The organism is Pseudomonas sp. FP597, from assembly GCF_030687435.1.
GTDB lineage: Bacteria > Pseudomonadota > Gammaproteobacteria > Pseudomonadales > Pseudomonadaceae > Aquipseudomonas > Aquipseudomonas lactucae.
This window is the reverse complement of sequence record NZ_CP117432.1, coordinates 6,109,861-6,127,352: the sequence shown is the minus strand read 5'-3', so window position 1 is coordinate 6,127,352 and position 17,492 is coordinate 6,109,861. Positions and strand designations below refer to the sequence as shown.

Genomic DNA, 17,492 nt, shown 5'->3' with positions numbered 1-17,492 from the left:
AACTTGTCCTACGGTTCCCAGGTCAATTTTCGCAGTGCTGAACTGCACGAGTTATGTGAGTCGGAGGTTTTTTCGTATGACCACTTCTTTGCAACCTGCTTATGCCTTGGTCCCGGGTGCGAACCTGGAGGCCTATGTGCACACGGTCAACAGCATTCCATTGCTGACACCCGAGCAGGAGCGTGAACTGGCCGAGAGTCTCTACTATGAGCAGGATTTGGGGGCGGCTCGGCAGATGGTGCTCGCCCACCTGCGTTTTGTCGTACATATCGCCCGTAGCTATAGCGGCTACGGCCTGGCCCAGGCTGACCTGATCCAGGAAGGCAACGTCGGCCTGATGAAGGCGGTCAAGCGCTTCAACCCGGAAATGGGTGTGCGCCTGGTGTCGTTCGCGGTTCACTGGATCAAGGCGGAAATCCACGAGTTCATCCTGCGCAACTGGCGCATTGTGAAAGTGGCGACCACCAAGGCCCAGCGCAAACTGTTCTTCAACCTGCGCAGCCAGAAGAAACGCCTGGCGTGGCTGAACAATGAGGAAGTCCACCGCGTGGCCGAAAGCCTTGGCGTGGAGCCTCGCGAAGTGCGCGAGATGGAAAGTCGCCTGACCGGCCATGACATGGCCTTCGACCCGGCCGCCGAAGCGGACGACGACAGCGCCTTCCAATCGCCGGCCAACTACCTGGAAGACCACCGGTACGACCCGGCGCGTCAACTGGAAGATGCCGACTGGAGCGACAACTCCAACCACAACCTGCACGAAGCCCTGGAAGTGCTGGACGACCGCAGCCGTGACATTCTTTACCAGCGCTGGCTGGCGGAAGAAAAAGCCACGCTGCACGACCTCGCCCAGAAGTACAACGTGTCGGCCGAGCGCATTCGTCAGCTTGAGAAAAGCGCGATGAACAAGTTGAAGCTGTCGATCGCCGCTTAACCCAGCGGGTAACACTGGGTCAGAAATGTGGGAGGGGCTTGCCCCTCCCATATTTGTTTGTGTGTTGTGTCAGTCCGACCAGGGGGCTTTGCGGGAGTTGTTCAGTTCCACGAGATAACCGTCCCCACCCAACTGGCTCATCTGTTGACGAATCCACGCCGCCCGCCGCGCCACATAGGCGGTTGGATGGCTGGCGCTCCAGACGCGCGGGTTCGGCAATACGGCAGCCAAGTAGCTTGCCTGCTGCCGCGAAAGCCCTTTGGCGCTCACCCCAAAATGATGCCGCGCCGCCGCTTCGGCACCAAACACGCCCTCATCCCATTCCACGCTGTTGAGGTACACCTCAAGAATCCGTTGCTTGGGCCACAACACCTCGATCAACCCGGTAAACCACGCCTCCAGGCCCTTGCGCAGATAACTGCGACCGGCCCACAGGAACAGGTTTTTCGACACCTGTTGGCTCAACGTACTGGCGCCGCGAATCGAACCGCCGCGCTCGTTGTGCTGGATCGCCGCCTGGATTGCGCCGAAGTCGAAGCCCCAATGCTGCGGGAAACGCTGGTCTTCACCGGCCATCACCGCGACTTTGAGATCATCGGAAATCTCGTCCCACGGCACCCAGGTGCGTTGCAGGTCGATGGGCTCGCCGTCGAACCAGGATTCGATCTTGCGCTCCACCATCAGCGCAGTGAACGGCGGCGGGACGATACGCAACAGCAGCACCAGCAAGACACTGCCGATGGCAAACCATTTCACGACGTTGAGAAAGCGTTTGAAGAGGAGACGCAGCATAGAGATGGCTTGGCCGAACCCGTTGAGCGGGCCATTATACAGACCCTGCCCGATGAGTCTGACTGGAGTTCCTCATGCTGCGTAGCTTTCTGATGCTGGCTGCCTTTTTCGGCTTCACCGGTGTGGCCCTCGGCGCCTTCGCCGCTCACGGCCTGAAAAACCGCCTGAGCGCCGAATACCTGGCGATCTTCCACACGGGCGTGACTTACCAACTTGTGCACACCCTGGCCCTGTTCGGCGTCGCGTTGTTGGCCGCGCACCTGCCGGGCCGCCTGGTGACTTGGGCCGGCATCTCGTTCGTGGTCGGTATCCTGTTGTTTTCCGGCAGCCTGTACGTGCTGACCCTGACCGGCATCAGCAAACTCGGCATCATCACGCCGCTCGGCGGCCTGGCCTTCTTGCTCGGTTGGTTCTTCCTCGGTCTGTTCGCCTGGCGCCTGCAGCTGTGACCGCTTGACGCTTGGAGCTGACCTTCTGGCCCCAATCGGGCTAGAATGCTGGCCCCTAAAAACGATGGCGGCCCGTGGCATGCGCATTCAGTTGAACGGCGAACCCTTTGAACTGCCCGACGGCGAAACCGTCGCGGCCCTGCTGACCCGCCTGGAGCTGACCGGGCGTCGCGTCGCAGTGGAGCTCAACCTGGATATCGTCCCGCGCAGCCAGCACGAAGGCACCGCGCTCAGCGACGGTGACCGGGTCGAAGTGGTCCACGCCATTGGCGGCGGCTAGTCGCCTGCCCGAATTCTGCAGAACCTCACCCCATTACGAGGATTTCCCATGAGCATCGTTCGTAGCGACAAGCCTTTCGTCCTGGCCGGTCGTACCTACCAGTCCCGTCTGCTGGTCGGTACCGGCAAGTACCGCGACATGGAAGAAACCCGCCTGGCCATCGAAGCCTCGGGTGCCGAAATCGTGACCTTCGCCGTGCGCCGCACCAACCTCGGCCAGATCGAGGGCGAGCCAAACCTGCTCGAAGTGCTGTCGCCGGACCGCTATACCTTCCTGCCGAACACCGCCGGTTGCTACGACGCCATCGAAGCCGTGCGCACCTGCCGCCTGGCCCGTGAGCTGCTCGATGGCCACAACCTGGTAAAGCTGGAAGTGCTGGCCGACCAGAAAACCCTGTTCCCCAACGTGATCGAAACCCTCAAGGCCGCCGAAACCCTGGTCAAGGAAGGCTTCGACGTGATGGTCTACACCAGTGATGACCCGATCATTGCCCGTCAACTGGCAGAAATCGGCTGCATCGCAGTGATGCCGCTGGCCGGTCTGATCGGTTCGGGCCTGGGGATCTGCAACCCCTACAACCTGCAGATCATCCTCGAAGAAGCCACGATCCCGGTGCTGGTGGATGCAGGCGTGGGCACTGCCTCCGACGCAACCATCGCCATGGAACTGGGCTGCGACGCGGTGCTGATGAACTCGGCCATCGCCCATGCCCAGCAACCGATCATGATGGCGCAAGCCATGAACCACGCCATCGTCGCGGGCCGCCTGGCCTACCTCGCCGGGCGCATGCCGAAAAAACTCTACGCCAGCGCCTCTTCGCCGCTGGATGGTCTGATCAAGTAAGAGCCATTGATGACTGAATCAAACGAAACGCCGAACACCCTGGAAGCAGGCGACGAGTCCAAGCATCGCCGCATCAAGAGTTTTGTGATGCGCGCCGGCCGCATGACCGAAGGCCAGCAAAAAGGCCTGGAGCAAGGCACGCCACTGTTCGTGTTGCCGTTGGCCGACGCGCCGGTGGATTACGACCAGGTGTTCGGCCGCTCGGCGCCACGCTCCCTGGAAATCGGCTTCGGCATGGGGCACTCCCTGCTGGAAATGGCCGCTGCCGCGCCGGACCAGGACTTTATCGGCGTGGAAGTGCACCGTCCCGGTGTCGGCGCGCTGCTCAACGGCGTGCTGACCCAGGGCCTTACCAACCTGCGGGTCTACGACTGCGACGCGATCGAAGTGCTCAACCGCTGCATCGCCGACAACAGCCTCGACCGCCTGATGCTGTTCTTCCCCGACCCTTGGCACAAAGCCCGTCACCACAAGCGCCGCATCGTCCAGGCGTCCTTCGCCGAGCTGGTGCGCAGCAAGCTGAAAGTCGGCGGCATCCTGCACATGGCCACCGACTGGGAACCGTATGCCGAATACATGCTGGAAGTGATGAACGTCGCTCCGGGCTACCGCAACCTGGCCGAAGACGGTAAATGTGTGCCGCGCCCGGCAGAGCGTCCGATCACCAAGTTTGAACGCCGTGGTGAGCGGTTGGGGCATGGGGTGTGGGATTTGAAGTTCGAGAAAGTCGACTGACAAACCAGCCACTTGGAATGCGGTAAAAAATGTGGGAGGGGCTTGCCCCTCCCACAGTTGTTTTGTGTTGGATTTGAGATCAGCGGCGGTCAGCTACTACCCCAATCAACACCAGCACCACCACCAACACCGGCGCCAGGCTGTAGTTATTGAACTGGCTCAACCCCCGCACAATCCACGGCGTGGCGTAAATCAACGCCGCGCCGCTGCCAATCATGCACAGCAGCGCCATCAAGGGAACGCGCAAGGCGCCGGCGATGCTGCCCAGGCGCGCTTCGACCCAGCCCTTGATGTCGGCGCCGAACAGCACCAGCAAGCAGCCGACGAGGGCCAGTGAAATTTCCGACAGGTTGCTGCGGCTCCAGCGGGATACGGTGGCGAGCAGGTCGAGTACCAAATCCATTCGATTTCCTTAAGAGCGTCAGCTCAAAAACGTCTGCAACAGGTCATTGAGAAAGAGTTGCCCGCGGTCGGTCGCCGCCAGGCGTGAGGGTTCGACCTGCATTAAGCCACTTTGTTCTGCCTCGCGGCGGCCTTCAGCGAGACTGGCCAGATCGAGGCCGGTGCGCTCGGCGTAGAGTCTGGCTTCGACACCCTCGGTAAGGCGCAGGGCGTTCATCAGGAACTCAAAGGGCAGCTCTTCGTTGGTCAGCTCCTTCGCGCCGGCCTGGAAGGGTTTGGCCGGGTTCAGGTAGTCCTTCGGCGCCCGGGTCTTCCAGGTACGCACGATGCGCCCGTCCGAGTGGCTGAGCTTGCCATGCGCGCCGGCGCCGATGCCGATAAAGTCGCCGAAGCTCCAGTAGTTCAGGTTATGCCGCGCCGGGCGGCCCGGTTGGGCATAGGCCGACACTTCATATTGCCGGTAACCGTGTTCGGCGAGCAGTGCCTGGCCGGCTTCCTGGATATCCCACAGGGTGTCGTCCTCCGGCAGCACGGGCGGCTGGTTCCAGAACACGGTGTTGGGTTCCAGGGTCAACTGGTACCACGACAAATGCGTGGGCTTGAGTGCGATGGCTTGGCGCAGATCGCTCAGGGCGTCGTCCAGGGACTGGTTTGGCAAACCGTGCATCAGGTCGAGGTTGAAGTTATCGAACCCGGCCTGGCGCGCCATGCCGGCGGCGCGCACCGCCTCGTCACCATTGTGGATGCGGCCCAGCGCCTCGAGTTTTTCCTGCTGGAAGCTCTGGACGCCGATGGACAGGCGGTTGATCCCCAGCTTGCGGTACGCCACGAACTTCTCTTGTTCGAAGGTGCCGGGGTTGGCCTCCAGAGTGATCTCGATGTCGCCGGCAAACGGGATCCGGGCTTCCACACCCTTGAGCAGACGGCCCAGTGCCGCTGCGCTGAACAGGCTGGGCGTACCGCCGCCAAAGAAGATCGAGCTCAGCTCCCGCCCGTAAACGGCGTGCAGATCCTGGTCGAGGTCATCCAGCAGGGCGTCTACGTACTCTTCCTCTGGTAGCACTTGGCTTGCGGTATGGGAGTTGAAGTCGCAATAAGGGCATTTGCGCACGCACCACGGGATGTGGATATACAGCGCCAGGGGCGGCAGCACCGGCAGGCTCGCCCGAGGTGTTTGCGCGCCGCCATGGATCAGCGGCAGCGCCGGAGTGTCGTGGGTCATTTCAGGCCCAGGCGTTGGCGCAGCAGATCCATTGCACGGGCGCGGTGGCTGATCTGGTTCTTGTCGGCGGGGCTTAGCTCGGCGCTGGAGACATTGCGCTCCGGCACCCAGAACAGCGGGTCATAGCCAAAACCGTGGTCACCGCTGGCTGCATGCAGGATGCGCCCGTGCCACAGGCCTTCGCAAAGGATCGGTAACGGGTCATCGGCATGCCGCACCAGGGCCAGCACGCAGACGAACTGCGCGCCACGCATCGCGTCCGGCACATCCCTGAGGGCCTCGAGCAGCTTGGCGTTATTGGCCGCATCGCCCTGGCCACCGGCGTAACGCGCGGAGTAGATGCCCGGCGCGCCGCCGAGGAAGTCCACGGCCAGGCCGGAGTCATCCGCCAGCGCCGGCAGGCCTGAAATGCGTGCGGCATTGCGGGCCTTGAGGATGGCGTTCTCGACAAATGACAGGCCGGTTTCTTCCGGCTCGACCTGGCTGAACTCGCCGATTGAGCACAGTTGCACGGACTCACCGAGCATGGCCTGCAGTTCTTTGAGTTTGCCGGCGTTATGGCTGGCCAGTACGAGTTGTGTAAGAGTCATCAGTTGGCCGGAAACAGTTCTTGGTTGAATTGGAAACTGTGGGCCTTGCCGCCCGTTTCAACGTTGATGGTAAACGTCTTGTATTCCCGCAGCGTCACGGAGTAGGGCGCAAGGTAGCTGATCCCGCTTTTCTCTTCGATTTGCTTGAACGTGAGAATCTCGCTCTTGCCGCCCAGGTCCTTGATGGTACCGGTCACCTGGGCCGCGACCGGGGTCACGCCCTTGATCACCGTCACATTGATCAAGCCCTTCTCCTTGCTGCGCACCACGCCGACTTTCTGGGCGGTTTCGGGTGGCAGGAAGCTTGAGGTAAAGGTGTTGTAGTGAACGGTGATGTCACCGAAGTCTTTCTTGCGATTAGCGTCGATAGTGTCCGCAGCCATGGCGTTGGCGCCCAGGCATGCGGTCAGTAGAAAAATAGCCAAACGACTCATGATCGTCCCTCTTGATAATGATTAGACGGCAATCTTGTGTTCGGTCAGGCCAGGGCTGCTGACCCGGTAAATTCCGATTTCACCCAACAAATTGGGCCATAGCTTACTCGCCCAGCCGTGGCGATGCTGTTGATCGACGGCCAGGCGGTTGATCACCTTGGCTTCGCGCTCGCCGCACAGTGCTTCGAAGTCTTCGAAGGTGCAGAAGTGGATGTTCGGCGTGTTGTACCAAGTGTATGGCAGGAAGTCCGACACCGGCATGCGGCCCTTGGTGGCCAGGTACCAGCGGCAGCGCCAGTGCCCGAAATTGGGAAAGGTGATGATGCATTGGCGACCTACGCGCAGCATTTCATCGAGGATCCGGTCCGGGTAGTGCACCGCTTGCAGGGCCTGGGTCATGACGACGATATCGAAGCTGTTGCTGGCAAAGTTGCCCAGGCCCTTGTCCAGGTCCTGCTCGATCACGTTGATGCCCTTGGCCACGCACTGGGCGATGTTATCCGGGTCGTTTTCCAGGCCATAGCCGGTCACTTGCTTGTGGTCGCGCAACCAGCTCAGCAGTTCGCCATCGCCGCAGCCGAGGTCGAGCACGCGGCTGCCGGCGGGGATCCAGTCTTGGATGATTTCCAGGTCGGCTCTCATGGCGTTCTCCCAAAGCGTAAGCAATTCATATAAGCGTGATTCGGTTCATGTAGTTGCGAAACGCCTGCAGGTAGCGCGGGATCGGGATCAGGAAGGCGTCGTGGCCTTGTGGTGCATCGATTTCCAGGTAGCAGACGTCTTTGCGCGCGGCCATCAGGGCATCCACCAGCTCACGGGAGCGCGCGGGCGAGAAGCGCCAGTCGGTAGTGAACGACATCACGCAGAACTTCGCCGTGGCGTGCTCGAAGGTTTTCGCCAGGTCGTCATCAAAGCTGGCCGCCGGGTCGAAATAGTCCAGGGCCTTGGTCATCAACAGGTAGGTATTGGCGTCGAAACGCCCCGAGAACTCCTCGCCCTGATAGCGCAGGTAGCTTTCCACCTGGAACTCGACGCTGTGGAAGTCGTAGTTGAGCTTTTCGCTCTTGAGGCCACGGCCGAATTTCTCGCCCATGGAATCGTCGGACAGGTAAGTGATATGCCCGACCATCCGCGCCAGCATCAAGCCGCGCTTGGGGATCACGCCCGCTTCCTGGAACGAGCCGCCGTGGAACTCGGGGTCGGTGAGGATCGCCTGGCGCGCCACTTCGTTGAAGGCGATGTTCTGCGCCGACAATTTGGGGGCCGAGGCGATTGCCAGGCAATGACGCACGCGATCCGGGTAAGTGATGGTCCACTGCAGCGCCTGCATGCCGCCCAGGCTGCCGCCGATCACCGCCGCCCACTGGTTGATGCCGAGCAGATCGGCCAGGCGCGCCTGGCTGTGCACCCAGTCTTCCACGGTGAGCACCGGGAAGTCGGCGCCGAACGGTTTGCCGGTTTCCGGGTTGAGGCTGCTGGGGCCGGTGGAGCCGTTGCAACCGCCGAGGTTGTTCAGGCTGACCACAAAGAACTGGGTGGTGTCGATGGGCTTGCCGGGGCCGATGCAGCTGTCCCACCAGCCGGGCTTGCGCTCGTCGACAGAATGGAAACCGGCGGCGTGATGATGACCGGACAGGGCATGGCAGATCAGCACCGCGTTGCTCGCCGTGGCGTTCAGTTGGCCGTAGGTTTCGTAGATGAGGTCATAGGCTGGCAGCGAACGCCCGCAGGCCAGGGCCAGCGGTTCGCTGAAGTGCGCCACTTGGGGGGCGACCAGTCCAACAGAATCGGGGGGAAAGACAGCTGGCATCGACCCTGCTCTCGTTTAAATGAGGCGTAAGTCTAAAGAGCGGGGACCCTAGCGGCAAGCGAAGGTCTGCGCCGGTACACAGATACAAAATGTGGGAGGGGCGGTGCGACGATCCGACTTGCCCCCTCCCACATTATGATCCGCGTCAGATCAGCCCAAACAGTTCCTTGGGCATACCCGCGTAATCAGCCACGTACGGGATCACCCAGCCCTGTATGAGTTGGATCGCGATAAACGCGAAGATCGGCGAGATATCCAGGCCGCCCAGGTTCGGGATCCAGCGGCGGAACGGTGCCAGCACCGGCTCGGTGATCTGGTAGACCAGTTCGGCACCAGGGCTGCGGCTGCCGGGAGCGACCCACGACAGAATCACGCTGATGATCATCGACCAGAAAATGATCTTCAAAAACAGCGAGAAGATGCCAATCAGCGCCCATGGCAACAGCAGCGGCGTGAGGGGCACATAGCCCATGAGCAGCAGGAGGACCACCATGAACAACAGAATCTGCAACAGCAGCGCCAGCACCAGCGACGACATGTCCAGGCCGAACATGCTCGGGATCACCCGGCGCAGTGGCTTGAGCAGCGGCTGGGTGGCCTTCACCACGAACTGGCACAGCGGGTTATAGAAGTTCGCCCGCACCAGTTGCAGGATAAAACGCATCAGCACGATCAGCAGGTACAGGCTGCCCAAGGTCTGGATGATGAAGATGAGGGCACTATTGAGTCCAAGCATCATGTATTCCTTCGTAGGGAGACGACTATTTGCCCAGCTGTTCGGCCATTTCGGCCGAACGATGTGCCGCGGCACCCAGTGCTTTTTCCACCAGGGCTTCAAAGCCCCCGGCCTGGAACGATTCGATGGCGGCTTGTGTGGTGCCCCCTGGGGAAGTGACGCGACGGCGCAACTCGGCAGCGTCCACGTCACTGGCGACGACCATCTTCGCGGCGCCCAGTGCGGTTTGCTCGGCCAGTTGCTCAGCCACTTCCTTGGAGAGGCCCAGTTTCACGCCGGCGGCGGTCATGGCTTCGATCAGCAGGAAGAAGTACGCCGGGCCGCTGCCGGACACGGCGGTGACCGCGTCCAGTTGCTGCTCCTGGTCCAGCCACAGGGCGATGCCCACGGCGGACAGCAGCACCTGCGCCTGCTCGCGTTGTGCGGCGCTCACTTGGGCGGTGGCGTACAGGCCACTCACACCCTGGCGCAGCAGCGACGGGGTGTTGGGCATGCAGCGCACGATCGGCTGGGCGCCAAGCCAGTGGTTCATACTGGCGCAGGTAATACCGGCTGCGATGGACACCACCAGTTGGTGCGGCTGCAGGCTCGGGCGCAGGCTTTCGCACACGGCCTTCATGGCTTGCGGCTTGACCGCCAGCACGATCACGTCGACGCCCTGGATGGCCTCGGCGTTGTCGGCAAAGGTATCTATACCGTGTTCGGCACTGATGCGGGCGCGGGTGTCGGCCCCCGGATCGCTGGCGCGGATCTGCGCGGCGTCCAGGCCTTTGGCCCGCAGGCCGCCGATCAGGCTGGCCGCCATGTTACCGGCGCCGATAAAGGCAATACGCGTGTCTGTCATGACAGGTCCTTAGCTAGATGGAAGTCAGCCATTTCAAGGCTGGCCGTAGTCGCGGGCGCCAAACAATGCGGTACCGATCCGCACCCAGGTGGCGCCTTGGGCGATGGCCGACTCAAGGTCGTGGCTCATGCCCATGGAAAGTGTGTCGAGCGGCAGGTTCAAACCGGCTTGCAGCTCGCGCACGGTGGCGAACGCCGCATCTTGCTCGGCCCGATCTTCTGTCGGCTCGGGAATCGCCATCAAACCGCGCAGCTTCAAGCGAGGCAGGGCGCTGATCGCATTGGCCAGGGCCGGCAGGTCGGCGGGCGTGCAGCCGGACTTGCTGGCTTCGCCGCTGACGTTGACCTGGATGCAGATATTCAGCGGCGGCAGGTCGGCCGGGCGTTGTTCGGACAAGCGTTGTGCGATTTTCAGACGGTCCACGGAATGCACCCAGGCGAAGTTCTCGGCGATCGCGCGAGTCTTGTTCGATTGAATGGGGCCGATGAAGTGCCAACTCAAGGGCAGGTCGGTCAATTCGGCCTGTTTGCCCAAGGCTTCCTGCAGATAGTTCTCACCGAAATCGCGCATCCCGGCGGCATAGGCTTCGCGAACGGCTTGCGCGGGTTTGGTCTTGCTCACGGCCAGCAGGTGGATGCTGTTTGCGTCACGTTGCACGGCGTCGGCTGCAGCGCGGATGCGCCGGCTAACCTGGCCGATATTGTCTGCTATCGTCGACATTCAAGATGCGCCCGTGGATATGGAGTCCGCGGCATTCTACTGGAAATGGAAAGCCCTATGGATATCACTGAATTGCTGACGGTTGGCGTGCGCCGGGGCGCCTCCGACCTGCATCTCTCGGCCGGCCTGGCACCCATGCTGAGGATCGATGGCGAGGTTTGGCCCCTGGATTGGCCAAGGCTGGCAGCCCGTCAAGTGGCGGACTTGTTAAGCCCGCTGCTCAACGAGCATCAACAAAAGGATTTCGAAACATCTCTTGAAACGGACTTTGCGTTCGAATTGCCCGGTGTGGCGCGGTTCCGGGTTAACGTGTTCCAGCAGGAGCGCGGCATGGGCGCAGTGTTTCGCACCATCCCGAGCGAGGTCCAAAGCCTGGAGAGTCTGGGCCTGGGGGAAGTATTCCAGCGCATCGCCCAGTTGCCCCGCGGCCTGGTGCTGGTGACCGGGCCCACCGGCTCCGGCAAGTCCACCACCCTGGCTGCGATGATCGACTACCTCAATCAGCATCGGCGCCAGCACATCCTCACGCTGGAAGATCCGATCGAATTTATCCACACGCCGAAAACCGCGCTGATCAACCAGCGTCAGGTGCACCGTGATACGCACAGTTTTTCGGTAGCGCTACGCTCGGCGCTGCGCGAAGACCCGGACGTGATCCTGGTAGGCGAGTTGCGCGACCTGGAAACCATCCGCCTGGCGTTGACGGCTGCTGAGACCGGGCACCTGGTCTTCGGCACGCTGCACACAACCTCGGCGGCGAAAACCGTGGATCGCCTGGTGGACGTGTTTCCGGCAGGCGAAAAGGCCATGGTGCGCTCGATGCTGTCGGAGTCGCTGCAAGCGGTGGTGTCCCAGGTGCTGGTGAAAAAACTCGGCGGCGGGCGCGTGGCGGCCCATGAAATCATGCTGGGCACACCGGCCATTCGGAATCTGATCCGCGAGGACAAGGTGGCGCAGATGGTCTCGGCCATTCAGACCGGTGGGGCGTTGGGGATGAAAACGTTGGATATGAGTTTGAAGGCGTTGGTCGGGGAGGGGGTGATCAGCCGGGAGGCGGCTCGGGAGAAGGCGAGGGTGCCTGCAGATATATAGGATCGGGGAGATATAAGGCGATCCAAATGTGGGAGAGGGCAAGCCCCTCCCACATTGGTTACTGCATTTCAGCTGAAGATCAGCGTTGCACGATCCGCAGGTTGCTGTTCTGCTCTTTGGGCAGAACCCGCTTGGCAATCACGTAGTTCTTGTCCCAGAACGGCTTTTTCAGCGTGTCAATGCTCACCGACTTGCCACGACGCGGTGCGTGGATGAAGCGGTCGTTGCCCAGGTAGATGGCAACGTGGTTCACCTGGCGGCTCTTGAGTTTGAAGAACAGCAGGTCGCCCGGCTTCAAGTCCTTGCGATCCACCTTCTGCCCGTGGCCGGCGGCCATGGCATTGGAGGTGCGCGGCAAATCCACGGCTTTTACGTCGTTAAACGCGTATTTCACCAGGCCGCTGCAGTCGAACCCTTTACTTGGGCTGCTGCCGCCCCAACGATAAGGTGTACCGAGCACGTTGACGGCGCGGCTGAGCACGGTGCTGCTTTGCTTGGTGTTGACAGCCATCAGGCCGGGAGCTGCTTTACCGTGGGCCTTGCTCAGTTGAGTTGGGCGGCTGACGGTCGGCTTTACCGACTTGGCGGTGCTGGGTGTGCTGTGAACTTTAGGGGTGAAACCGTTAACGTTCGGAAGTCGTTGCTCACGATTGGTGGCGTGGGCGGCCAATGGCATTAATAGGCAAATGGTTAGCCATGTCTTGAAAAATGGTCGCATTAGGCGTGGCTCTTATGGGTTTGCGCGCAACTTTATAACAGCTTTTTGTGCCGTTCTCAGGCCGTTTGTCGACTGAACCTTGCGGTCAAAATCAGGAAAAACGCGACGATTCGCCGCAATTGTCCTACACAAGTCAGGTGGCATAAGGCTTTCAGGGCAGGGAAGATACCATTTACCGTACGTCGGGCGCTTGTAAAAAAGTCACAAAGAAAGTGAAAAAATTTATCTATCGACCCAAATGAGGTACTCCATGAACACCTATCAACAGGTTGGCCCGCATCAAGACACTCACAGCAAGGTGATTGGCTACCTGCTATGGATTTTCGGATTTACCGGGGCGCATCGCTTTTATTACGGCAAGCCCGTCACCGGTACGATCTGGTTTTTCACCCTGGGGCTTTTGGGTATCGGCTGGCTGATCGACCTGTTCCTGATCCCGGCCATGGACCGTGAAGCCGACCTGCGCTTTACCGCCGGGCCCATCGAATACAACGTGGCCTGGATCCTATTGGCGTTTCTCGGGGTATTCGGCGTGCACCGCATGTACCAGGGCAAGTGGATCTCCGGCCTGATCTACCTGTTGACCGGCGGTTTGTTCCTGGTCGGGGTGCTGTATGACTTCTGGACTTTGAATACGCAGATTTCGATCCGCAATGCCGAGCGTAATGGCGGACGTTGATCTCTCAGCCATATGCAGAACCAAATGTGGGAGGGGCGGTGCGACGATTCGACTTGCTCCCGATAGCCCAGTGTCAGTCACTGCATCTGTGACTGATCCACCTATATCGGGAGCAAGCCCCCCCCCACTTGTTACTGTGTCCGCTTTAGAGCGGTTCAGGCCTGGTAGCTGATGCGCCCATCCACCAGGGTGTAGCGTACGCTCGCCGGCAGGCTATGCCCGATGAACGGGCAGTTCTCACCCTTGGACAGCCAGTGTTCCCCGGCAATCGTGGAGCTGGCCGGATCAAACAGCACCAGGTCCGCCGCCGCACCCACCGCCAACTTACCCGCCGGCAGGCGCAACGCCTCAGCCGGTCCGGCGCTCAGGCGTGCCAGCAGCGTCGGCAAGTCCAGCAAACCGTCTTCCACCAACGTCATGGCCAATGGCAGCAACAGCTCGACGCTGCTGATGCCCGGTTCTGTCGCGCCAAACGGCGCCAGCTTGGCGTCACGCTCGTGGGGCTGGTGGTGGCTGGAAATCGCCGAGACCACACCGGACTTCACTGCCGCGCGCAAATCCTCGCGGTCGGCCAGGGTGCGCAGCGGCGGCTGCACGTGGTACAGGCTGGAGAAGTCGATCAGCGCCTCGTCCGTCAGAATCAATTGATACAACGCCACATCCGCCGTTACCGGCAGGCCACGGGCCTGGGCCTGGGCGATCAGGGCCACACCACGGGCGCTGGTCAGCTGGCTGAAGTGCGCGCGCACGCCGCTTTGCTCCACCAGCAACAGGTCGCGGGCCAGGGCCACGGTTTCGGCGGTTTCCGGAATGCCCGGCAGGCCGAGGAAGCTGGCCACGGCGCCTTCATGGGCCAGGCCACCTTCGGCCAGGTCGCGGTCCTGGGAATGGAAGATCACCGTCAAATCGAAGGTGGCCGCGTATTCCAGGGCGCGGCACAGCGTGCGTGTACTGCGGAAACCTTGCAGGCCGTTGCCGAACGCCACGCAGCCGGCGTCGCGCAGTGCAATGAGTTCTGCAAGCTGTTCGCCTTCGAGGCCTTTGCTCAGGGCGCCGATGGGGAACACTTTGCAATTGCCGGCTTCACGGGCGCGGTCGAGGATCAGCTCGGTCACGGCCGAGGTGTCCAGCACCGGCTTGGTGTGCGGCGGGCAGCACAGGCTGGTCACGCCGCCGGCCGCAGCGGCACGGGTTTCGCTGGCGATGCTGCCTTTGCGGCTGTAACCCGGTTCGCGCAGGGCGACGTTGAGGTCTACCAGCCCAGGGGCGGCCACCAGGCCAGTGGCATCAAGGGTCTCGACCGCGGTGAAACCGCCGGGGGCGGCGCCGATAGCGATGATCTTGCCGGCTTCCAGATGAAGGTCAGTAACGGCGTCCAGGCCAGTGGCCGGATCGATAACGCGCGCGCCAAGAATGCTGAGCTTCACTGGGCGTTCTCCTGCTCGAATTGACGTTGCGCGGTTTGCCCGCTCATGGCCATGGACAACACCGCCATGCGCACGGCGATGCCGTAGGTGACCTGGTTGAGGATCACCGACTGGTTACCGTCGGCCACCGCCGACTCAATCTCCACCCCTCGGTTGATCGGGCCCGGGTGCATCACGATGGCATCCGGCTTGGCGCCGGCCAGGCGCGCGGTGGTGAGGCCGAACAGGCGGTAGAATTCACCTTCGCTCGGCAGCAGGCCACCGGCCATGCGCTCGCGTTGCAGGCGCAGCATGATCACCACGTCCACATCCTTGAGGCCCGTGGCCATGTCGGTGTAGACCTTCACGCCGTACTGCTCGATACCGATAGGCAGCAGGGTTTTCGGTGCGATCACGCGGATATCCGGGCATCCCAGGGCTTTGAGCGCGAGCATGTTCGAACGCGCCACCCGCGAGTGCAGGATGTCGCCGACGATGGCCACCGAGAGGTTTTCAAAGCTGCCCTTGTGCCGACGGATGGTGAGCATATCGAGCATGCCCTGGGTCGGGTGGGCGTGGCGGCCGTCGCCGCCGTTGATGATTGCCACCTGCGGGCACACGTGCTCGGCGATGAAATGCGCGGCGCCGGAGTCGCCGTGGCGCACCACGAACATGTCGGCGGCCATGGCTTCCAGGTTGCGCAGGGTGTCGAGCAGGGTCTCGCCCTTGCTCGCCGATGAGGTGGACACGTTCAGCGTGATTACGTCGGCCGACAGCCGCTGGGCCGCCAGTTCAAAGGTGGTGCGGGTGCGCGTGGAGTTCTCGAAGAACACGTTGCAGATGGTTTTGCCGCGCAGCAGCGGGACCTTCTTCACCGCCCGGCCACCGACTTCGAGGAACGAGTCGGCGGTGTCGAGGATTTCGGTGAGCAGTTCGCGGGGCAAACCGTCGAGGGACAAGAAATGTTGCAACTGGCCCTGAGCATTGAGCTGCAGCGGGCGCTTGGCATCTAGAGGCGTCATCGCGGGGACTCTTTACAAGGCGGTTTAAAGGGCAAGGTCTTGCAGTTCGAGTTCGAGCGGCGTGGGACCGGACAATTTTACCCGCTGGTGGGGTTGCAGCGACAGCGTGGCACCGACCACATCCGGGCTGATCGGCAGTTCGCCAGCATCCAGGTCGAGCAGACACACCAGCGTGATGCTGGCCGGGCGACCGTAGTCGAACAGTTCGTTCATGGCCGCGCGGATGGTGCGGCCGCTCATCAGCACGTCGTCGATCAGTACCAGGTGCTGGCCTTCGACCTCGAACGGCAGGGCCGAGGGTTGCACCTGCGGGTGCAGGCCGTTCTGACTGAAGTCGTCGCGGTAGAAGGATACGTCCAGGGTGCCCAGGGGCGAATCGCTGCCCAGTGCTTCCAGCAGCGCCTGGGCCACCCACACACCACCGGTGCGAATGCCGATAAAGCGCGGCTCGCTGATGCCACGGTGTTCCAGGTGCGCCTTGAGGCGTATCGCCATCTGGCTGATCAGTTCGGCGGGATTGGGCAGGCTCATGGTGGCTCCTTCAAGGCCTTGCTGTAGGCAAGTTCCGGGCTCAAACGTAAGAAGACGCGGCAAGCCGCGTCAGTCAGGATTCAAATAAAGCGGTGTTTTCATCCAGCCAGCCCTGCAACAGCAAGGCGGCGGCAATGGCATCCACGGGGTTGTCGCGGTAGCTGCCCTTCTGCCCGCCACGGTCACGTCGCTCACCCTTGGCTTCAAAGGTGGTCAGGCGTTCATCGTGGGTATAGAAGGGGATGTTGTAGCGGCCGTTGAGGCGGCGGGCGAACTTTTCGGCGCGCAGGCACATGTCGCTGGGGGTGCCATCCATGTTCAGAGGCAGGCCGACCACCACTGCGTCGGGCTTCCATTCCTTGATCAGGGCTTCGACCTGGTTCCAGTCCGGTATGCCGTTCTGGGCCTTGAGGGTGCACAGTTCGCGGGCCTGGCCGGTGATGACCTGGCCGACCGCAACGCCGATCTGTTTGGTGCCGTAGTCAAAACCCAGGATCAGACGCAAGGCCATCAAGCGTGCCCCGCCTGGCTGGTCAACAGGCTGAGGTTGACCCGCAGCTTGGCGGCGGCCGCTTCCAGGCGCAGTTCGCTGGCAGTGTTGAACAGGATGTCGGCGTCGAACGGACAGGTCAGCCAGGCATTGCTGGCCAGTTCTGCTTCCAGTTGCCCGGCTTCCCAGCCGGCGTAACCCAGGGTGATGACACTTTGCTCGGGGCCTACGCCATCGGCAATCGCAAACAACACGTCCTGGGAGGTGGACAGCGACACGCCGTCCAGGTCCACCGTGGCCTGGAACGTCGGCCCGGTCGGGTGCAGCACAAAACCGCGATCGGTCTGCACCGGCCCGCCGATGTAGATCGGCACATGCTGGCAACGGGCCGGCGGCTCGACCTCTGGGCGCAGTTGCTCGAGGATATCGGCCAGGTTCAGCTCCTGCGGGCGATTCACCACCAACCCCATGGCACCGTTGGCCGTGTGCTCGACGATGTAGGTCAAGGTCTGCGCAAAGTTCGGGTCGGCCATATGGGGCATGGCGATCAGGAATTGGTGCTTGAGGTAGGTCGGGCTGACATTTTTCATGTCCGCTAGTGTGGCGTTGGAGGGGCGAACTGACAAGCCGGGAGTGAGCCTTGTGCTGTCTTGTGGCGAGGGAGCTTGCTCCCGCTGGGTCGCGAAGCGGCCCTAAAACCGGTCATTGCGTTTCAATTGGAAATAATGGGTGCATGTATTGGGTCTGCTGCGCAGACCAACGGGAG

23 protein-coding genes are annotated in these 17,492 nt (G+C 61.8%); 7 read left to right on the top strand and 16 right to left on the bottom strand.

The features are described 5' to 3' along the window. Nucleotides 1-76 precede the first annotated feature (76 nt). Nucleotides 77-931, top strand: a complete 855-nt coding sequence (rpoH, locus tag PSH66_RS28160; RefSeq protein ID WP_003176698.1) for an RNA polymerase sigma factor RpoH — start codon at nucleotides 77-79, stop codon at nucleotides 929-931. 69 nt (nucleotides 932-1,000) lie between these two features. Here rpoH and mtgA read toward each other — a convergent pair whose 3' ends face one another. Further along, complete coding sequence (gene mtgA, locus PSH66_RS28155) at nucleotides 1,001-1,723, bottom strand: monofunctional biosynthetic peptidoglycan transglycosylase (protein ID WP_003176697.1); 723 nt, start codon at nucleotides 1,721-1,723, stop codon at nucleotides 1,001-1,003. A gap of 74 nt (nucleotides 1,724-1,797) precedes the next feature. Between mtgA and PSH66_RS28150 the strand changes: the two genes are divergently transcribed. From PSH66_RS28150 to trmB, 4 genes are all read left to right on the top strand, one after another. Further along, a complete protein-coding gene (locus PSH66_RS28150; protein ID WP_003176696.1) occupies nucleotides 1,798-2,172 on the top strand; it encodes a DUF423 domain-containing protein in 375 nt (124 codons plus the stop codon). Between the two features lie 79 nt (nucleotides 2,173-2,251). Beyond that, the gene (gene thiS, locus PSH66_RS28145) at nucleotides 2,252-2,452 is read left to right on the top strand and encodes a sulfur carrier protein ThiS (RefSeq protein WP_042945398.1); all 201 of its coding nucleotides are present in this window, start codon (nucleotides 2,252-2,254) and stop codon (nucleotides 2,450-2,452) included. A gap of 48 nt (nucleotides 2,453-2,500) precedes the next feature. Next, entirely contained in the window at nucleotides 2,501-3,295 is a 795-nt protein-coding gene (locus tag PSH66_RS28140) for a thiazole synthase (RefSeq protein WP_003176694.1), read from the top strand. Nucleotides 3,296-3,304: 9 nt separating this feature from the next. Further along, entirely contained in the window at nucleotides 3,305-4,030 is a 726-nt protein-coding gene (gene trmB / locus PSH66_RS28135; protein WP_078826457.1) for a tRNA (guanosine(46)-N7)-methyltransferase TrmB, read from the top strand. A gap of 79 nt (nucleotides 4,031-4,109) precedes the next feature. On the opposite strand, the gene PSH66_RS28130 is transcribed toward trmB, so the two are convergent. The 9 genes from PSH66_RS28130 to PSH66_RS28090 form a co-directional block, all read right to left on the bottom strand. Then, entirely contained in the window at nucleotides 4,110-4,433 is a 324-nt protein-coding gene (locus tag PSH66_RS28130) for a DUF3392 domain-containing protein (protein ID WP_003176691.1), read from the bottom strand. 18 nt (nucleotides 4,434-4,451) lie between these two features. Beyond that, nucleotides 4,452-5,654, bottom strand: a complete 1,203-nt coding sequence (gene hemW / locus PSH66_RS28125) for a radical SAM family heme chaperone HemW (RefSeq protein ID WP_305428039.1) — start codon at nucleotides 5,652-5,654, stop codon at nucleotides 4,452-4,454. After that, the gene (rdgB, locus tag PSH66_RS28120) at nucleotides 5,651-6,247 is read right to left on the bottom strand and encodes an RdgB/HAM1 family non-canonical purine NTP pyrophosphatase (RefSeq protein ID WP_181408567.1); all 597 of its coding nucleotides are present in this window, start codon (nucleotides 6,245-6,247) and stop codon (nucleotides 5,651-5,653) included. Before rdgB ends, hemW begins: the two co-directional genes overlap by 4 nt. Further along, on the bottom strand, nucleotides 6,244-6,678 hold the full coding sequence (locus tag PSH66_RS28115) for a DUF4426 domain-containing protein (RefSeq protein WP_003176688.1): 435 nt from the start codon (nucleotides 6,676-6,678) through the stop codon (nucleotides 6,244-6,246). The genes rdgB and PSH66_RS28115 overlap by 4 nt, the downstream gene beginning before the upstream one ends. Nucleotides 6,679-6,699: 21 nt before the next feature. Then, nucleotides 6,700-7,320, bottom strand: coding sequence for a methionine biosynthesis protein MetW (gene metW, locus PSH66_RS28110; RefSeq protein WP_003176687.1), 621 nt, complete (start codon nucleotides 7,318-7,320; stop codon nucleotides 6,700-6,702). Between the two features lie 25 nt (nucleotides 7,321-7,345). Beyond that, nucleotides 7,346-8,488: a homoserine O-acetyltransferase gene (locus PSH66_RS28105; protein WP_003176686.1), complete on the bottom strand. Its 1,143-nt coding sequence runs from the start codon at nucleotides 8,486-8,488 to the stop codon at nucleotides 7,346-7,348. Between the two features lie 145 nt (nucleotides 8,489-8,633). Then, complete coding sequence (locus PSH66_RS28100; protein WP_003176685.1) at nucleotides 8,634-9,224, bottom strand: YggT family protein; 591 nt, start codon at nucleotides 9,222-9,224, stop codon at nucleotides 8,634-8,636. A gap of 25 nt (nucleotides 9,225-9,249) precedes the next feature. Further along, nucleotides 9,250-10,068, bottom strand: coding sequence for a pyrroline-5-carboxylate reductase (gene proC / locus PSH66_RS28095; RefSeq protein ID WP_305428038.1), 819 nt, complete (start codon nucleotides 10,066-10,068; stop codon nucleotides 9,250-9,252). A gap of 33 nt (nucleotides 10,069-10,101) precedes the next feature. Continuing rightward, nucleotides 10,102-10,788, bottom strand: a complete 687-nt coding sequence (locus tag PSH66_RS28090) for a YggS family pyridoxal phosphate-dependent enzyme (protein ID WP_003176683.1) — start codon at nucleotides 10,786-10,788, stop codon at nucleotides 10,102-10,104. 57 nt (nucleotides 10,789-10,845) lie between these two features. Here PSH66_RS28090 and PSH66_RS28085 point away from each other — a divergent pair, with 57 nt between their 5' ends. Further along, the gene (locus PSH66_RS28085; RefSeq protein WP_305428037.1) at nucleotides 10,846-11,880 is read left to right on the top strand and encodes a type IV pilus twitching motility protein PilT; all 1,035 of its coding nucleotides are present in this window, start codon (nucleotides 10,846-10,848) and stop codon (nucleotides 11,878-11,880) included. Nucleotides 11,881-11,959: 79 nt separating this feature from the next. On the opposite strand, the gene PSH66_RS28080 is transcribed toward PSH66_RS28085, so the two are convergent. Next, nucleotides 11,960-12,598, bottom strand: coding sequence for a C40 family peptidase (locus tag PSH66_RS28080; RefSeq protein WP_003176681.1), 639 nt, complete (start codon nucleotides 12,596-12,598; stop codon nucleotides 11,960-11,962). Nucleotides 12,599-12,848: 250 nt separating this feature from the next. On the opposite strand from PSH66_RS28080, the gene PSH66_RS28075 reads away from it, so the two are divergent. Beyond that, entirely contained in the window at nucleotides 12,849-13,277 is a 429-nt protein-coding gene (locus PSH66_RS28075) for a TM2 domain-containing protein (protein WP_003176680.1), read from the top strand. 155 nt (nucleotides 13,278-13,432) lie between these two features. On the opposite strand, the gene PSH66_RS28070 is transcribed toward PSH66_RS28075, so the two are convergent. From PSH66_RS28070 to PSH66_RS28050, 5 genes are all read right to left on the bottom strand, one after another. Beyond that, nucleotides 13,433-14,704, bottom strand: a complete 1,272-nt coding sequence (locus PSH66_RS28070; RefSeq protein WP_305428036.1) for a dihydroorotase — start codon at nucleotides 14,702-14,704, stop codon at nucleotides 13,433-13,435. After that, on the bottom strand, nucleotides 14,701-15,705 hold the full coding sequence (locus PSH66_RS28065) for an aspartate carbamoyltransferase catalytic subunit (RefSeq protein WP_003176678.1): 1,005 nt from the start codon (nucleotides 15,703-15,705) through the stop codon (nucleotides 14,701-14,703). The genes PSH66_RS28070 and PSH66_RS28065 overlap by 4 nt, the downstream gene beginning before the upstream one ends. A 24-nt stretch (nucleotides 15,706-15,729) precedes the next feature. Further along, nucleotides 15,730-16,236 carry a bifunctional pyr operon transcriptional regulator/uracil phosphoribosyltransferase PyrR gene (pyrR, locus tag PSH66_RS28060; RefSeq protein WP_003176677.1) on the bottom strand — a complete coding sequence of 169 codons (507 nt, stop codon included), beginning with the start codon at nucleotides 16,234-16,236 and terminating at the stop codon, nucleotides 15,730-15,732. A gap of 73 nt (nucleotides 16,237-16,309) precedes the next feature. Further along, nucleotides 16,310-16,747: a Holliday junction resolvase RuvX gene (ruvX, locus tag PSH66_RS28055; protein WP_003176676.1), complete on the bottom strand. Its 438-nt coding sequence runs from the start codon at nucleotides 16,745-16,747 to the stop codon at nucleotides 16,310-16,312. Further along, entirely contained in the window at nucleotides 16,747-17,316 is a 570-nt protein-coding gene (locus PSH66_RS28050) for a YqgE/AlgH family protein (protein ID WP_003176675.1), read from the bottom strand. The genes ruvX and PSH66_RS28050 overlap by 1 nt, the downstream gene beginning before the upstream one ends. Between the last annotated feature and the right edge of the window lie 176 nt (nucleotides 17,317-17,492).

Coding starts and splice junctions, on each gene's coding strand:
- PSH66_RS28100 (WP_003176685.1), bottom strand. CDS start 9,224: ATGCTTGGACTCAATAGTGCCCTCATCTTCATCATCCAGACCTTGGGC.
- PSH66_RS28065 (WP_003176678.1), bottom strand. CDS start 15,705: ATGACGCCTCTAGATGCCAAGCGCCCGCTGCAGCTCAATGCTCAGGGC.
- PSH66_RS28085 (WP_305428037.1), top strand. CDS start 10,846: ATGGATATCACTGAATTGCTGACGGTTGGCGTGCGCCGGGGCGCCTCC.
- pyrR (WP_003176677.1), bottom strand. CDS start 16,236: ATGAGCCTGCCCAATCCCGCCGAACTGATCAGCCAGATGGCGATACGC.
- PSH66_RS28115 (WP_003176688.1), bottom strand. CDS start 6,678: ATGAGTCGTTTGGCTATTTTTCTACTGACCGCATGCCTGGGCGCCAAC.
- PSH66_RS28130 (WP_003176691.1), bottom strand. CDS start 4,433: ATGGATTTGGTACTCGACCTGCTCGCCACCGTATCCCGCTGGAGCCGC.
- metW (WP_003176687.1), bottom strand. CDS start 7,320: ATGAGAGCCGACCTGGAAATCATCCAAGACTGGATCCCCGCCGGCAGC.
- PSH66_RS28090 (WP_003176683.1), bottom strand. CDS start 10,788: ATGTCGACGATAGCAGACAATATCGGCCAGGTTAGCCGGCGCATCCGC.
- PSH66_RS28150 (WP_003176696.1), top strand. CDS start 1,798: ATGCTGCGTAGCTTTCTGATGCTGGCTGCCTTTTTCGGCTTCACCGGT.
- PSH66_RS28075 (WP_003176680.1), top strand. CDS start 12,849: ATGAACACCTATCAACAGGTTGGCCCGCATCAAGACACTCACAGCAAG.
- ruvX (WP_003176676.1), bottom strand. CDS start 16,747: ATGGCCTTGCGTCTGATCCTGGGTTTTGACTACGGCACCAAACAGATC.
- thiS (WP_042945398.1), top strand. CDS start 2,252: ATGCGCATTCAGTTGAACGGCGAACCCTTTGAACTGCCCGACGGCGAA.
- PSH66_RS28080 (WP_003176681.1), bottom strand. CDS start 12,598: ATGCGACCATTTTTCAAGACATGGCTAACCATTTGCCTATTAATGCCA.
- PSH66_RS28140 (WP_003176694.1), top strand. CDS start 2,501: ATGAGCATCGTTCGTAGCGACAAGCCTTTCGTCCTGGCCGGTCGTACC.
- hemW (WP_305428039.1), bottom strand. CDS start 5,654: ATGACCCACGACACTCCGGCGCTGCCGCTGATCCATGGCGGCGCGCAA.
- PSH66_RS28105 (WP_003176686.1), bottom strand. CDS start 8,488: ATGCCAGCTGTCTTTCCCCCCGATTCTGTTGGACTGGTCGCCCCCCAA.
- rpoH (WP_003176698.1), top strand. CDS start 77: ATGACCACTTCTTTGCAACCTGCTTATGCCTTGGTCCCGGGTGCGAAC.
- PSH66_RS28050 (WP_003176675.1), bottom strand. CDS start 17,316: ATGAAAAATGTCAGCCCGACCTACCTCAAGCACCAATTCCTGATCGCC.
- mtgA (WP_003176697.1), bottom strand. CDS start 1,723: ATGCTGCGTCTCCTCTTCAAACGCTTTCTCAACGTCGTGAAATGGTTT.
- proC (WP_305428038.1), bottom strand. CDS start 10,068: ATGACAGACACGCGTATTGCCTTTATCGGCGCCGGTAACATGGCGGCC.
- trmB (WP_078826457.1), top strand. CDS start 3,305: ATGACTGAATCAAACGAAACGCCGAACACCCTGGAAGCAGGCGACGAG.